This is a genomic window from Aquirufa sp. A-Brett2-W8 (assembly GCF_054558755.1).
Map to the genome: position 1 here is coordinate 77,254 of NZ_JBPXKS010000005.1, position 15,664 is coordinate 92,917.

Annotated in this window: 14 protein-coding genes; 2 read left to right on the forward strand and 12 right to left on the reverse strand. The window is 40.4% G+C overall.

Annotated elements, in window-relative coordinates; translation table 11 throughout:
- Positions 1-19: 19 nt before the first annotated feature.
- The 7 genes from ACST13_RS05420 to glyA all read right to left on the reverse strand — a co-directional run bounded on the left by ACST13_RS05420 (position 20) and on the right by glyA (position 7,669).
- Positions 20-559 carry a DUF4199 family protein gene (locus tag ACST13_RS05420; RefSeq protein ID WP_130922731.1) on the reverse strand — a complete coding sequence of 180 codons (540 nt, stop codon included), beginning with the start codon at positions 557-559 and terminating at the stop codon, positions 20-22.
- Positions 560-1,936: 1,377 nt separating this feature from the next.
- Entirely contained in the window at positions 1,937-2,584 is a 648-nt protein-coding gene (locus tag ACST13_RS05425; protein ID WP_459522199.1) for an ATP-binding cassette domain-containing protein, read from the reverse strand.
- Between the two features lie 2 nt (positions 2,585-2,586).
- On the reverse strand, positions 2,587-2,820 hold the full coding sequence (locus ACST13_RS05430) for a hypothetical protein (RefSeq protein WP_459522200.1): 234 nt from the start codon (positions 2,818-2,820) through the stop codon (positions 2,587-2,589).
- Positions 2,821-2,990: 170 nt separating this feature from the next.
- Positions 2,991-3,203, reverse strand: coding sequence for a helix-turn-helix domain-containing protein (locus tag ACST13_RS05435; protein WP_459522201.1), 213 nt, complete (start codon positions 3,201-3,203; stop codon positions 2,991-2,993).
- Between the two features lie 419 nt (positions 3,204-3,622).
- A complete protein-coding gene (locus tag ACST13_RS05440) occupies positions 3,623-5,482 on the reverse strand; it encodes an ABC-F family ATP-binding cassette domain-containing protein (protein WP_459522202.1) in 1,860 nt (619 codons plus the stop codon).
- A gap of 22 nt (positions 5,483-5,504) precedes the next feature.
- Entirely contained in the window at positions 5,505-6,371 is an 867-nt protein-coding gene (gene tatC, locus ACST13_RS05445; RefSeq protein WP_459522203.1) for a twin-arginine translocase subunit TatC, read from the reverse strand.
- Positions 6,372-6,379: 8 nt separating this feature from the next.
- Positions 6,380-7,669: a serine hydroxymethyltransferase gene (gene glyA / locus ACST13_RS05450; protein ID WP_459522204.1), complete on the reverse strand. Its 1,290-nt coding sequence runs from the start codon at positions 7,667-7,669 to the stop codon at positions 6,380-6,382.
- A 150-nt stretch (positions 7,670-7,819) separates the two neighbouring features.
- On the opposite strand from glyA, the gene ACST13_RS05455 reads away from it, so the two are divergent.
- A complete protein-coding gene (locus tag ACST13_RS05455; protein ID WP_459522205.1) occupies positions 7,820-9,817 on the forward strand; it encodes a protein-disulfide reductase DsbD family protein in 1,998 nt (665 codons plus the stop codon).
- Positions 9,817-10,263 carry a hypothetical protein gene (locus tag ACST13_RS05460; protein ID WP_459522206.1) on the forward strand — a complete coding sequence of 149 codons (447 nt, stop codon included), beginning with the start codon at positions 9,817-9,819 and terminating at the stop codon, positions 10,261-10,263. Before ACST13_RS05455 ends, ACST13_RS05460 begins: the two co-directional genes overlap by 1 nt.
- Before the next feature lie 74 nt (positions 10,264-10,337).
- Here the strand turns inward: ACST13_RS05460 and ACST13_RS05465 are convergent, their stop codons facing one another.
- Genes ACST13_RS05465 through ACST13_RS05485 form a run of 5 tightly spaced genes read right to left on the reverse strand, consistent with a single transcriptional unit; the run spans position 10,338 to position 15,624 of the window.
- A complete protein-coding gene (locus ACST13_RS05465) occupies positions 10,338-10,586 on the reverse strand; it encodes a hypothetical protein (RefSeq protein ID WP_459522207.1) in 249 nt (82 codons plus the stop codon).
- Between the two features lie 50 nt (positions 10,587-10,636).
- Positions 10,637-12,340: a M3 family oligoendopeptidase gene (locus ACST13_RS05470; RefSeq protein ID WP_459522208.1), complete on the reverse strand. Its 1,704-nt coding sequence runs from the start codon at positions 12,338-12,340 to the stop codon at positions 10,637-10,639.
- 1 nt (position 12,341) lies between these two features.
- Positions 12,342-13,388, reverse strand: a complete 1,047-nt coding sequence (locus tag ACST13_RS05475) for a 2Fe-2S iron-sulfur cluster-binding protein (RefSeq protein ID WP_459522209.1) — start codon at positions 13,386-13,388, stop codon at positions 12,342-12,344.
- 10 nt (positions 13,389-13,398) lie between these two features.
- Positions 13,399-14,892, reverse strand: coding sequence for a glycoside hydrolase family 10 protein (locus ACST13_RS05480; protein ID WP_459522210.1), 1,494 nt, complete (start codon positions 14,890-14,892; stop codon positions 13,399-13,401).
- 30 nt (positions 14,893-14,922) lie between these two features.
- Entirely contained in the window at positions 14,923-15,624 is a 702-nt protein-coding gene (locus tag ACST13_RS05485) for a response regulator transcription factor (protein ID WP_459522211.1), read from the reverse strand.
- Positions 15,625-15,664 lie beyond the last annotated feature (40 nt).

The following is a 15,664-nucleotide window of genomic DNA, read 5'->3' on the forward strand; positions in this document are numbered from 1 at the left end:
AGTCATCACTAGATGTTACTTACTCTTCTTTTGATGAATTTTTATAGAAGGCGCTTAATGCTAAGGCTAGGAAAAGATTGATTGCTACCGTTTTTGCGTAATCTTTAGTCATTTTTGCGCTTTCAAATTTTTTTGTTATTTCCTCCTGTCGTTTCTGTAAAGAGGATTCCTTATTCTCAATTGTTAAGCTATTCTTTGCTTCTACTTCTTCTATTCTATCCCTCGAGTTTTGAGTTTTTTTCTCAGCGTAAATTACTTTATACTCCGGGAAGAAGTAATTGTAAAAAGCTAGATTGAAGGCAAATATCAGTGAGTGAGCAGTTAGAAAAATAAGTAAGTAATAGATAAAGCGATTTTTGTAATAGCTTGAATAAGAGTCTAAGATCTTTTTTAATAAATAGATTGGGATAGCGATAAAAGCAATTAAAAAACAAATTCTCAGAATAGTGATGATACCTGTACTATCACTGAAAGTGTCTGCTAAAATTAGGATGATTCCAATCAGACCCAAAATAAGTCCTAATTGAATAGTTGACTGAAGTATTTTACTTGTTTTCATTTTGGAATTTTCTATTTAAAAACAGAACCAACAGGGTAGAAAATATAAAATATAAATAAAAGTATTTGATAGGGTGGTTTTCATAAAATGAAAGGATGATGTTTTGCTTGGTATAAATATTGTATGATAAAATCAATTTGCCCCAACTAGTAGGAAGCCAAAAGAAAGAATCAAAATAGCTTAAAATGGAAAAGAAAAAGTGTATTAGGTATAAGTAGGTTGTGTTTTTAAAGTAGTAAAAAAAGGAAGTTATTATATAAATATAGGGAATAGAAAAAAGGAGGTAGGTAATCAGATTTTGAATAATAAACGATCTTGAATCTATGGGCGAATTAGGTAATTTCAACTCCATGAAGAAAATATACATGATTGAAAAAGTACTTTCAATCAGCAAGAATAGTATAGTTTTTGAGTGTATTTGAGAAAGTTTGCTAGGAGGAATTATTTCAATTCTGTTTCGGAAATCATTTTCCAGATCTACTTGTAAATAGGATAAAAATACAAAAGGGTAGATAATTAATAAACAAAAATTTAAAACTTTAAAGCTGAAAGAAACTTCTTGTAAATACAATTGATTAATAAGGCTTCCTTCTGAAGTGATATTAAAATTAAGGAGCAGTAAAATGAAGGAAAATAGAATACCACCCGTTGCTAACAGAAGCTTTTTGCTTTTGAAATAGAGATAGAGATTATATTTTAAAAGATTTTGCATCTATTTGTAGGTAACAGTTTTTAATAATTGAACATTTTCACTGCCAATTGCATGGTTTGTGGAATTCAAAAGAAGTAATAGAATTGATCCAATCAATAGGATAATGGTCTTGTTCAGTTTGTAACAATAATTCGCAACAAAAACGACAAGAGGTAGAACTACTAGTGCTTCTATTGTCATTTGGTAGAAATAGTTTGTTTTAGTAATAGGGCTATTCTCCCAATAGTGAATCGGAATATAAGAGTCGAATTCTTTGTTTAACAATATGCTAAGGACTAACGTGAATAATGATAATAGCAGCGTGTTAACTAGTAGGTTTCCAATAAGCTCATTCCTCTTGTTTATTGGTAAAAGTTTCAGGTTTTTACTATTAACGTTTTGAGATAAAAACAGATCAAAATAAAAGACAGCTATTAAAAGCAAGACAACATTTTTATGTATGACACTTAATTTATAAAAACAGTAAGTCGTATAGCTGCAGTTCGGTTTGTCTACATATTCAAAAAGTAGCACAGAGTTTGATTTAAAATGTAAAAAGGCCGTCGCATGAATCAATAGAACCAGGAGCATGCCAATGATTGCGTTTCTTTTGAACGTGGACTTTATTAGTTCGAATTTGATATAAGTTAGGACCGTCAAATTTATTCCTGTTTAGATAATATTTTCTAGTTTACTAGTATTTCCCCGTTCGTAATTTGAACGACTTTTGTGTCGAAAAGGGCAATTTCATTCTCGTTATTCGAAGCAATGATAAATTGCATGTTATTATACTGGGAATAATCTCGAATAATAGAATGAATTAATGCGGCATTCTCAGAATCTAAATTCGAAGTGGGTTCATCTAAAAGAACAAGTTGGGGCATATGTTGCATAGCCAAAAATAGGTCAAGTCGCTTTCTTTGACCTACCGATAGTTCATTCGCTTTTTTAGTAGAAATCTCAGCTAAATTCAAGGAATTAAATAATAAACTACGATAATCATGGGGGGCCGGTGGATATAAATAACTGATAAGGCGTTTGTTTTCTTCAACGCTTAGATGGTTGTAAGAAAGGCCGTTATGAAGACAAATGCCTATCTTACTTAGCCAATTTGTTCTCGTTTTTTCGTTCAGCTCATTTTGATCAATCAGCACTTGGCCCTCGATCGTACGAATACCATTATAAAATACTTTTAAAAATGAAGTTTTGCCTGAACCATTACTCCCTTTAATGAATACAACTTTGTCTTCATTAGTTAATTCTAGATGAGGGATTTTAATAGCTGGTTCACCTTTAATGTAACCAGCTATTAAATGACTTATTAAAATATTCATTTTTAATTTGACCAAAAATTATCTACCGCTTGACGAAAACCGTTATTGCACTCAATAACAGACACTTGATAGGTAAATGCAACAATTCCTAAATTAATCTCTACTGTATAATAGGATTGTTTGCAAATAATAGCGACATCGGGAAGTGGCCCTCCTTCTACAGTTGTCTGGGCAATAGAATTAAATGGAGATGCAATTGCAGCTAACATAGCCGCGCCAACTAAAAACTTTTTCATAACTATGAACAATAAATAATAATCCCTACTCTTGATTGGTTTTTCGGGTTTCACCAACACGCTGAAGTGCGAAGTAAACTTAGTGCCTGGAATTTAAGATTAAAATACCACATAAGTAGTATTTTGGTAGTATTTTTGTAGTAGAAATTGTTTTACGAAGGGTTGGAGCCTTATATAAGTCGTGTTGAATGTAGAAACTTGACAAAAGCTGGCTTTCCTTTGATACCTAATTTTTTCATCGTATTTCTTCGGTGGCATTTAACTGTAGTCTCTTCTATTTTCAGTATTTGAGCAATTTCTTTATTGGAATGTCCTTCTTTAGCCAAGCGAATTACCCCTAGCTCTCTAATTGTTAAGGACGCAGAAATTATTAATTTGTCCATGCTATTCTGTCTTAAAATTATATTTTATATTTTTTAAAAAAATAACCAACAAGAAAGTGTATTCCACACAACGGGACAAATATCGCATTGGTAAAACAAATTATATAGGCGGAGAACAGCTGAAGCTTATAATTTAATGAAAGGCGGAATCGCGTAATTTGGGCACTATTTTAACGGGAATTAATTTTGTATTTATCGATTGTAAGGGTGTTTTGTATTAGCGGCAATTTTTTTACTTTCGTAAATCTATAAAAAATACTAATTGAAATACAATAGTATACATCCTTTTAATTAACGTTTATGTGATTGTAAATGAAATTATAGTTCTCTTAAAAATGACACTCAATGAAACCTCGAATTTTTGGAATAAAAAAAAGACCGAAGAATAACTTTCTTCGGTCTTTGTAAATTCAGCTAGCTTATCTATCCGATAACTCGAGCCACCTCAGCTCTTTCTCCTCTAGTTTGTTCTTGATGTCCTCAATGGCTTTCGCCCAGTCAGTTAACAATTGAAAGTCGTCCGAGCCTTGATTGAGTTTTTCGACGAAGGAATCTTTTTCGATTTCTAAAGCCGCCATTTCTTTTTCAAGTTCCTCGAATTCTTTTTGTTCCTTGAAACTAAGTTTAGGTCCTTTAGGCGCTACAGGAGCGGATGTCGTAGGAGCCTTTACCGGACTTTGCTTAGCAGCCGGCTCATTGTCCTTATTTTCTAAAGCGATTCGGTAATCGGTGTAGTTTCCGTTAAAGAAGTTGACCTCGCCATCTCCTTCAACAAGAATTAATTGATCCACTAAATTATCCATAAAATAACGATCATGGGAAACTAATAATAGACATCCTTGGAACTCGCTCAAGAAATCTTCTAAAAGTTGTAAAGTGTCTAAATCTAAATCGTTCGTAGGCTCATCTAGAATCAAGAAGTTAGGATTCTTTACTAGTACGCGCATTAATTGTAAGCGCTTCTTTTCGCCGCCTGACAGCTTTTCTACCGGAGTATATTGCTGGGAAGTAGGGAAGAGGAATTTGCTTAAAAACTGGCTTGGACTCAGCGATTCGTTCTTGCCGTAAGGAATGACTTCGGCGATCTCGGTGATGGTGTCGATGACGCGTTGTTCCGGGCGGAAATCGAAGGCGATTTGGGTATAATAACCCACTACTAAGGTTTCGCCTGGATCAATCGTTCCAGAATCTGGTTGTTCCAGCCCGGTTAATAGTTGCAAGAAAGTCGTTTTTCCGGCGCCGTTCTTTCCGACGATACCGATGCGGTCTTTCTTCTTAAAGGTGTAGGTGAAATCGTTGATGATTTTCTTGTCTCCCCAAGCCTTTTTCAGGTGGTTGATTTCGATGATTTTATTGCCTAGGCGGGACATTTGGATATTTAATTCCAGTTTGCTGTCGTCTAGTTTCTTGTTTGCTTTTTCTTCTGTTTCGTAGAAGGCATCGATACGTGATTGAGATTTTGTTCCACGCGCTTTCGGCTGCTTACGCATCCACTCGAGTTCTTTCCGGTATAGGTTTTTTGCCTTCGAAACGCTGCTGGCATCCGATGCTTCGCGTTCCGCTTTTTTCTCTAAGAAGTAGCCGTAATTTCCCTCATAGGTATAGATGGAGCCATCAGCTAATTCGATCATTTTAGTGCAGACCTTGTCTAGGAAATAGCGGTCGTGGGATACGACTAAAACGGTTACGTTAGGCCCGGACATGATTCCTTCCAGCCATTCGATGGTTTCGATGTCCAAATGGTTAGTCGGCTCATCCAGAATCATAATATCTGGACTCTCGATTAAAAGTTTAGCGAGCGATAGACGTTTCTTTTGGCCACCTGAAAGGGTGGAAACTTTTTGGTCGCCATCCGGAATACCTAAACGACTGATGATCTGTTTCGCACGCGCCTCATAATCCCAAGCATTGTGCGTCTCCATTAAGGCAAATGAGTCTTCAAGCTCTTTCGGATCTCCAGACATCATGGCTTTTTCGTATGATTTGATCGCTACGGCACTCGGTAAATCGTCGGAGAAAAGGTAATTAAGTACTTCTTCATTTTCGGCAAAAATAGGGTTTTGAGGTAGGTAACCTACGCGGATTCCTTTTCGGATGGAAATCTTTCCCTCGTCTGGAGTTTGCATCCCCATCAGGGATTCCATCAAAGTGGTTTTTCCCGTACCATTTTTTCCGATGAGGGCTACTTTTTCGCCTTTTTGGAGGCCAAAAAATAGATTTTTAAACACCCATCTTTCACCTAGGTTGCGAGAAATATTCTCCGCCGATAAATAATTCATTCGTTTGTTGTTGAGAATTCGATTAAGAATTCGATTCCATCTCTTCTTGTTTCATTTTACGCTTCAAGACGCGGCCTGAAACGCCGATGCTGACTTCATACAAACCTAATAGTGGAAACGCCACTAAGAGTTGTGAAATTACATCCGGAGAAGGGGTGATGATCGCCGCCACGATAAAAATGACAATAAGGGCATGTCTGCGATACTCCCGCATAAAGGACGGGGTTAAAATGCCTACTTGAGATAGCACAAAGGCCACCATGGGTAATTGGAAGGTAATTCCACAAGCCAAGGTTAACATCGCTAACAAAGAAATATAATCGTTGATGTCAAACTGATTCTGTATGGTCGGATCTAATTTAAAGTTCGCTAGGAAGTTAATGGCCATGGGGGATACCACATAATAACCGAAGGCAACTCCACTAAAGAACAAAAGCGAAACCCAAAAAACGGCACCTCTAGCCGCCTGCAATTCCTTGCTCTTTAAGCCAGGTTTGATGAAGCGCCACAATTCGTGGAACATATAAGGGAAGGCAAATAAAAGACCGACAATGATGGACTGCGTGAGCGCCATCATGAACTGACCCGAAACTTCTCTACTTTGAAGAATAAAATCGGCTCTTTGCATGCACAAACTCGGCATATTGAAGAGTTCAGCGGCTTTGCACAGAATTTGGTTCGTATAAAAATCCGTCTTCGTCGGTCCTAAAATGATCGAACTAAAAATGAATTCACGGAAAAACCAGGCAGCTACAGCAAAGATAAAAAAGGAGGCAACAGATCGTAGAATATGCCATCTTAATTCTTCTAGATGACCTAGGAAGGACATTTCTGTTCCATCCGATGCGTCATCATCGTCGAAATTGTCAAAATCTTGATCAGTTGCCATACGTTATTTTATAAATACAAAGGGAATTGCTTCACCCACTCATTCACGTCTCCTTTGATTGATTTCAATACCGCCTCATTATCGTGGTTCATTAAAGCCTTATCGACCATATCCACAATTTGAGACATATCGCCTTCTTTCAATCCCCTTGTCGTCATCGCTGCTGTTCCCACACGCATACCGGAGGTAACGAATGGGGACTTATCATCGAAGGGAACCATATTTTTATTGATTGTAATATCTGCTTGAATCAAGGTATTCTCCGCTAATTTACCGCTCAAGCCTTTCGGACGTAAGTCGATTAACATTAAATGGTTATCAGTACCTCCCGAGATAATGTCGTAGCCCTTTGTTAAAAATGCTTTAGCCATCGCCTGCGCATTCGACTGCACTTGCTTCGCATAAGTCTCAAACGTGGGCGTTAATGCCTCGCCAAAAGCAATCGCTTTCGCCGCAATCACGTGCTCTAATGGACCACCCTGCGTTCCTGGGAACACCGCACCATCAAGACAAGCAGACATCATTTTCAACTCCCCTTTTAAAGTTTTATAACCAAAAGGATTCTCAAAATCATTCCCCATCAAAATCAAACCACCACGAGGCCCACGAAGCGTTTTGTGTGTCGTAGTCGTGATAATATGGCAATGTTGAACTGGATTGTTCAATAAACCCTTCGCGATTAAAGCAGATGGGTGAGAAATATCAGCTAATAAGATCGCTCCTATTTTGTCTGCGATCGAGCGAAGACGCGCATAATCCCAATCACGAGAATATGCGGACGCGCCACAAATAAGTAATCTTGGTTTTTCTTTTAGAGCTGTCGCTTCTACTTTATCCCAATCGATTAATCCCGTCTCTTTTTCTACACCGTAAAAGAAAGCTTGGAAATATTTACCCGAGAAGTTCACGGGGGAACCGTGTGATAAGTGGCCGCCATGTGACAAATCAAACCCTAGGATTTTATCACCAGGATTTAAAAACGACAAGAATACAGCTGCATTCGCTTGCGCCCCAGAGTGAGGTTGAACGTTCGCCCATACCGCTCCGAATAATTCTTTCGCGCGCTCAATGGCTAAGGTTTCTACCACATCCACTACCTCACAACCACCGTAATAACGCTTTCCTGGAAGGCCTTCAGCGTATTTATTGGTTAAAACACTTCCCTGAGCTTCCATCACCTGAGGGGATGTGAAGTTTTCCGAGGCGATTAATTCAATGCCAAATTCTTGGCGGTGCGCCTCCTGGTCAATCAGGTCAAAAATCTCTTTATCTCGTTGTGTAGGGAAAGTAGATGCCATAAAAATCGAATGGGTTCGGGATTACAATTTGAAAGGTCAAAAATACGTTTTTTTCTCCGAATTGAAAAATGAAAACATGGGATAATAAGATAAATATCACGATGTTTCCCCTGTTTTTTCTTAATTTTGATTTTGCATTTCGAGACATACATGAAATTAAAATATATTGCCTTTCTTTTGCTTGCGTTTATGGCCATTCCGGCCTTGGCTGAAAAGATCACTCCCGCTAAATGGTCTTGGTCGATCAAGCCAGCTAATCCTAAAGTAGGGGAGCAGGCAGACGTCATTTTTAAAGTAGCCATTGAAAAGGACTGGTATTTGTATTCATCGGATTTTGACAAAGACTTAGGGCCTACCGTCACTACCGTTACATTTAAACCCGGTTCAAGTTTTCAAACCATCGGTGGATTAAAAGCCATCAATCCCCACTCTAAATTGGATACGGAGATTTGGAACGGCACTTATACCTATTTTACGGGTCAAGGAGAATTTCGTCAAAAGATAAAAATTACGGCTGCGGATTATAAAATCGAGGGTTCTTACGATTCTCAGTCTTGCTCGAACGTATCTGGACTTTGTGTCCCGATCAGAGGCATATTTAGTTTAAAAGGGAAGGCAGATGCGGCTGCGGTGAAAGATACGGCCAAAGCCGAAGCGCCAGTGGCCCCTGTCATCGAAGCTTCCGCGCAAACACCAGTCACTCCTGCCCTAGTCGCCGAAACCCCAGAAGACGAATCTTTATTTATGTTCTTCTGGATCGCTTTAGGCGCCGGTTTTCTGGCTTTATTGACCCCTTGCGTTTATCCATTGATCCCGATGACGGTGAGTTTCTTTACAAAACAAAAGGGAGGGAAAAGTTTAGCCTTCTTGTACGGTGGATTTATCGTTTTGATTTATGTGTTTTTTGGTACGCTATTAGCCTTTTTCGCGGGAGCTAGTTTTGCAAATTTCCTTAGCACGCATTGGATCCCGAACATGCTATTCTTTACTATTTTTATTCTTTTCGGTATTTCCTTTTTAGGAGCTTTTGAAATTGTATTACCTTCGAACTTAGTGAATACTGTCGATGCGAAATCGGACAAAGGAGGATTCATCGGTGTCTTCTTTATGGCCTTCACTTTAGTATTAGTCTCCTTTTCTTGCACTGGACCGCTTGCTGGATCGATTCTTATTGCGGCGTCGCAAGGAGCTTTTCTGAAGCCAATTATTGGAATGCTCGGCTTCTCTTTAGCTTTCGCCATTCCGTTTACGCTTTTCGCCATCTTCCCCGGCTTCATGCAGAAATTGCCTAAGTCGGGCAATTGGATGAACGAGGTGAAAGTGGTGCTTGGTTTCCTAGAAATCGCATTAGCCTTCAAATTCTTAAGTGTAGCAGATCAGGTATACCATTGGCATCTATTGGATAGAGAGATATTCTTAGCGATTTGGATTGCGATCTTTACCGCTTTGACCTTGTATTTATTTGGAAAAATTTCCTTACCACATGATGGGCCTTCGAAGAATCTGTCGGTTCCGCGCACTTTGTTTGCGACGGCTGTGTTAGCCTTTGTTATTTACCTGGTTCCAGGGATGTTCGGAGCGCCGTTGAAAGGGCTTTCGGGCTGGTTGCCACCGATGAATTCACAGGATTTCAAAGGATCTCAAACAGCTGAAGTTCCCGCACAAAAAAACGACGCCTTGTATAGTGATTTCTTGGAATTGCCTTTGGGCTTATCTGGTTATTTCGATTTCGAGCAGGCGAAAGCAGCCGCCTTGAAGGCAAACAAACCTTTGTTTATCGACTTCACGGGCCACGGATGTGTGAATTGCCGTAAGATGGAGGAATACGTTTGGTCGGATCCAGCCGTGTTACAGCGACTAAAAAACGATTATGTGGTAGTGGCCTTGTATTGCGATGACAAGACGGAATTACCTGCTTCGAAATGGTATACCTCGAAAGTAGATGGCCAGGAGAAGAAGACTTTAGGGGACCAAAACCTCGACTTCCAAATCTCCCGCTTCAACTCAAACGCGCAACCGCATTACGTTTTATTAGATCCGCGTAAAGACGATAAACCGATGGTACAACCTGTCGCATTCGATGCGAATGTTTCTCACTTTGTTAGCTTCTTAGACGAAGGTAAATCCATCTATCAAACTGCGAAATAATGTCTTGGGCAGCCTATTCTGGTGTAATGATCGCCACGGGATTGAAGTTTATAGCTGGTCCCATTACGGGATTTAGCCTAGGCTTGACCTGGTACGAGACGGTGCTATTTACGTGGCTGGGAGCGATGGCTACGGTAACGATTATTGTTACCTTGGGAAAAGCAATATTGGGCTTGATCGCTAAATACCGCACAACAAAACCGAAGATTTTCTCTAAACGAATTCGATATGCCGTTGATATCTGGCAGCGATTCGGAATGAAAGGAATTGCCGCGTTAACCCCCTTGATTTTTACACCGATCGGTGGGAGTTTATTGTCCTTGTCCTTTAAAGTGCCGACGCCAAGAATTCTATTCTTGATGGGTATTTCCTCGCTAATTTGGTCCTTGATTTATGTGGCCGGAATCTATCAGTTGACTTTCTTGCGGGAGATGATCTTGCATTAGTCCACGCGCGACCACCTTCCCGGACATAAAAAAAGCCGGATAAACCGGCTTCTTACAATCTATGTTAACAGGAATTAGTTTCCTTGATTAATCGCTTTTCCTTTGAATAATTTCTCACGGATGGCATTTGCTTTCACTTCTAGCTCTGGCTTAGCATCGTAAGTTAACTTCGATTGTACTGCCGCACTATCTGGGTGAACGCCATACACGTACTCATCGCCTTTGTGTAGGTCTTTTTGTTTGATGGTATTGTTTTTTTGGTAATCACATGAGGTGGCTACCGCTAAAACTGCTACTAAAGAAAGTAAATTAGATAATTTCATATGGCTGTGTAATAATTCTACGCAAAAATAAGGAATAGGACTTCGTCCCCCTAATTTTCCTCGATTTTTTTAATTTGATCCGCTAAAAAGTTCATTAATTCTTGAATATAAGATTTGCTGAAATTGAATTCGATTCCGGCTGTGGCATAAATGGTTTTCATCGGCTGCGTATATCCAAGTGAAAGCGCGGCAAGGTATTGCTCGAGTGCTTTTTTGGGATTTTGGCAATAATTACGCCAAACCGCTAGCGCACCTAACTGCGCAATCGCATATTCAATATAGTAGAATGGCACTTCAAAAAGGTGCAATTGTTTCTGCCAAATATTAGATTTCACCTCCGCTAATCCGTTCCAATCCGTCACCGAATCCGAGAATTTCGCAACAATCTCGTTCCACTTTTCCTCGCGTTGCGCCACCGTGTGAGTAGGATTTTCGTATACCCAGTGTTGGAAAGCATCAATGGTAGCTACCCAGGGCAAGGTTTCTAAAATATCTTCAAGATGCTTGATTTTCGCGCGTTTCGCCTCGTCCGGATTTGTAAAATACTTATCCCAAAGATCCATCGTCATCAATTCCATACTCATAGAGGCAAGTTCGGCCACTTCGGATGGAAAATTACGGAAGGAATTAAGCGCTAAGTCTTTGGTCAAAATACTGTGCACCGCATGTCCTCCTTCATGTAATAAAGTCACCACGTCGCGCACCGTTCCTGCCGCATTCATGAAAATGAATGGATAACCCGTTTCCTCCAAGGGATAATTATATCCACCCGGATTCTTTCCCTTACGAGAATCTAAATCAAAACGATCCAGCGTCACCATTTCCTTCAGGCAATTGCCTAAGAACGGATCCATTTCGTCAAAAACCCCGATCGTTTTTTCTAACAATTCTTCCCCAGTCTCAAATGGTTTCAAAGGTCCACGACCTAAAGGATCTACCGACTTATCAAATGGTTTTAACGCATCTAACTTCATTTCCTTTTTGCGTTTCGAAGCCGCGTCATTTAGCAAGGGAACGACCGTCTCAGCCACCGCCTCATGAAACTCAAAACATTCTGCTGGACCGTAATCAAATCGACCTAAGCTCGCGAAAGCGTAATCGCGGTAGTTCTCAAAACCGGAGTTCAAAGCCACTTGATGACGCTTCTCGATTAACGATGTATACAAATCATTCAACTCGTTTTTGATCGTTAAGCGCTTCTGTACCATCGTCTGGTACACGTCTTCGCGCTCGACACGATCCGTAGACTCTAGGAGCGCGCCCGCTTGTTGCATGGTTTTCTCTTCGCCTTTTATGGTTACCATTAAAGCACCCGTCAAGGCGCCGTAATTGGTTTCCAAATTCTGTAACTCCGTAAATAAAGGGATATTCTCCTCGCGGAAGATCTCAATCGCTTTTTTCATGCCACGCAGCATCACCGGAAAACCGGTTTCAGTCAGCTCGCTGACGAAGGGACTTTCGATCACTTTTTTATTCCAAGCGTCATCGAAAACAGAGGCGTTTGGCATGATTTCATTGACGAATTGTGCGTAGCTTGTTTGCAAAGCTTCGTTTTGGTTATCGCAAGACATCTTGATATAGCGCCACGCGAAATTTTCCGATAAATAGGACTCTAATTCTGAGCGGTTCGTGCAGAACGCTTTCAAATCAGTAATGCTTGAAATCTGCGTCGCGCTTAATTTCTCAAAATAGGGCAATACCGATTCCCAGGTACTTAATTGAAAATCTGCCGGCAAAAATGTTCTCTTTTTCATATTAATCTAAGTCAATCACCACTCCCGCGCTCAATGGATGAGCCACACAGGTTAAAATATAGCCCTTGTCGATTTCGCCAGGGGTTAAACCGTCTTCTTCATCCATTCCCACTTTACCACTTTTGCAAAGACCCATGCAAGCTGTGCACATGCCCGCTTGGCAGGAATATGGGATGTCTATATCCGCTTCTAATGCCGCCTCTAAGATGGTTTCGCTGGGCTGAACCGTTATTTTATGTTCTTTTCCTTCGTAGATCAGGGTTACTTCCTGCGTTTGTAACGAGCCATCCTCTTCCGCTTGCTCCATCGCTTCACTTGCCACCACCCCAAAAGATTCCTGGTGAATTTGGCCCTCAGGCACATCAAACATGTGTAATGAGGATTGAACTTCGCTCATCATTCCTTGTGGTCCGCATAGGTAATAATGTGCCGCTGCGATATCTAATGCTAACTCTTGTTTTAAATAATAGACGATGGAAGCTTGGTTAATACGACCTTTCAAGCCTGGCCAATTCGCCGCGGGCTGAGAAATGACGTGCAATACTTTCAGGCGGGACGAATAGGAGCCTTCCAGTGTGTCTAAGACTTTTTTAAAGATGATTTGATCTTCGTGGCGAGAACCATAAATCAGATGAACCTTCGACAAAGGCTCCCTGTGGAGAATGGTTTTAATCATCGAAAGCAAGGGAGTAATACCTGATCCAGCTCCTACGAAGACGTAGTTTTTAGAAGCAGAGGGATCTGGTTCCACGGAAAAATTCCCCATCGGTTCCAATACCTCCAGGCTATCGCCTTCTTTTAACGTATCGCATAGAAAGTTAGATACTAATCCGCCCTCGATACGTTTTACGGTGATCGCCGGGGACATATCCGTTTTTGATGAAGACGATAAGCTATAACTTCGGCGCACTTTTTTGCCCTCTATCTCCGGAATAACGGTTAGGAATTGACCTGATAAATAATGCAAAGCATCGTGAATCGGTTGCCAAAAATGGATCGTCTTCGTATCGATCGTCTCGTCTGTAATCTCTTTAATTTTTAAATGCATAATGCGTCATTTAATCGTTGATCGTCGGTTTTATCCACTGGACGGCACTCGGTCGACTTTCGTTATGCAGTCGATCAAAGGCCGTTACGGTAAATCCATAACCCGGTATCAGCTCATCTTGTTTCAAAATTACTTCATTTGCCTTTCCTTTGAAAATGATGTTCTTAGGATCGTCTAGGTATTTTTTATCCTGTTTAGGGATGCGATAGACTACATAATAGGCCACCGGATCTTTATCATCCGATTCTTCCCCTGCTTCCCAGGTCAGTTTCTTATCGGCTAAAAATACTTGCGTCGGTGCATGAGGGGCTATACTATCTAGCCAAGGTGTGGTAGGTAATAAGGCCTGATGCTCAAAATAATTCCTTCGTAAGGTATCGCGAAAAGCTTTTGTATTTTTTGTCAAAGAAGTTGAGCTATAAAAGATCAAGCCCTGTCCATTAGACATACTTCGGCTGATTTCCACCTGCTTTTTCATCTCTTTATTCGTCCATACATCCGCTAAATGATAGGACGCCATTCCGAAATAAACCGGTTTTCCATACGAGTGCTCATTCCACCAGTCCGCTAAAGGCTTAAAGGGCGCCACCCGATGTGCCGTATCCCAATACAATTGCGGAGCAATGTAATCTAGCCAGCCTTGCTTTAACCAATGGTCGGTATCTGCATATAAATCATCATAAGATTGCAAGCCTCGCGAAGTGGGTGAGCCATTGATCGGATCATTTTTCTTGTGTCGCCAAATCCCGAAAGGACTAATTCCAAACTTGATTTTCGAATTAGTACTTTTAATCGTCTCTGAAATCTCTTGAATTAAGGCACTCGTATTTCGGCGCCTCCAGTCATCTATTTTCTCGCCGGGAAGTCGGTATTTTTCATAGGTATCTTGATCGGCTAATTTCGATTTCGGATCAGGATAGGGATAAAAATAATCGTCAAAATGTATCCCATCTACGTCGTAATTTACGATGATATTGCGAACAAGTCCGGCGATATAATGACGAACAGCTGGAATACCAAAATCAAAAAGTAATTGTCCATTATAAGACAAAAGCCATTCAGGATGCTTTCTGGCCACATGTTCTGAGCTCAAAAGCGAGCGAGATGACATCGAGGCACGATTCAAATTCAACCAAGCATGAAATTCCATCCCTCTGGCGTGGGATTGATCAATCATAAATTCCAAAGGATCGTAATAGGGACTAGGGGCCTGTCCTTGTTTTCCGGAAAGGTAAGTCGTCCAAGGTTCTGCACTCTTGGCATAAAGGGCATCTGATGCCGTTCTAATCTGGACAAACAACGCGTTTATTCCCGTTTTCTGGTGGGAATTCAATAGGTCGATAAATTCGGATTTTTGTTTGGCCCCATCGTAATTATGAGGACTCGGCCAATCGATGTTTTGAACCGTAGCCACCCAAACCCCTCTTAACTCACGCTTCGGACCATCTGCCAAAAGACAGGTAGATAGGAGACAACAAATAAAGGTGGAAATTAGGCGCATCATTCAGGATGCAATTTACCTAAAAATGGGCAATTAGGCTTTCTCGATTGAAAATAAATAGCCTACGCCTTTCAATGTTTTGATATAATATTCAGGAATTTTCTCGCGCAGTTTACGGATATGCACATCCACTGTGCGTTCCACTACAAATACATCCGCTCCCCAAACCTTCTCCAATAATTCATCGCGATTGAAAACCTTGTTCGGGTTTTTCGCTAAGAAAGAAAGTAATTCAAATTCTTTTTTAGGTAAAATCAACGCACGACCTTGAAATGTAGCAGCATATTGAACACGATCAATGACTAAATCACCTATGGAAATTCGGTCATTTTTCGATTCTGGAACCACTGCCTCGCGTGTTAATAAGGCATTTATACGGCTGATAAGTGCGCGTAATTTGATTGGCTTAACTACGTAATCCGTCGCACCACTCTCAAAAGCGGCAATCTCTGTATACTCTTCTCCACGAGCTGTTAGGAACAGGATGAGGGTATTTTTGAATTCAGGATTTGATTTGATTTGACGGGCTGCTTCGATGCCATCCATTTCTGGCATCATCACATCCATGATGATTAAATGGGGCTGGAAAGTTTTCGCAACGGCGATTGCCTCTTTTCCGTTCGTTGCTTTTGCTAAAAGAAAGTTTTCTTTTAGTAAATTGTATTCCAATAACTCCAAAATATCCGCATCATCATCTACGAGTAGAATTTTAAATGCTTTTGAGGTTTGTGCCATAGGTTTGAATGAATTACCACGTAAATATAGAAATATGTAT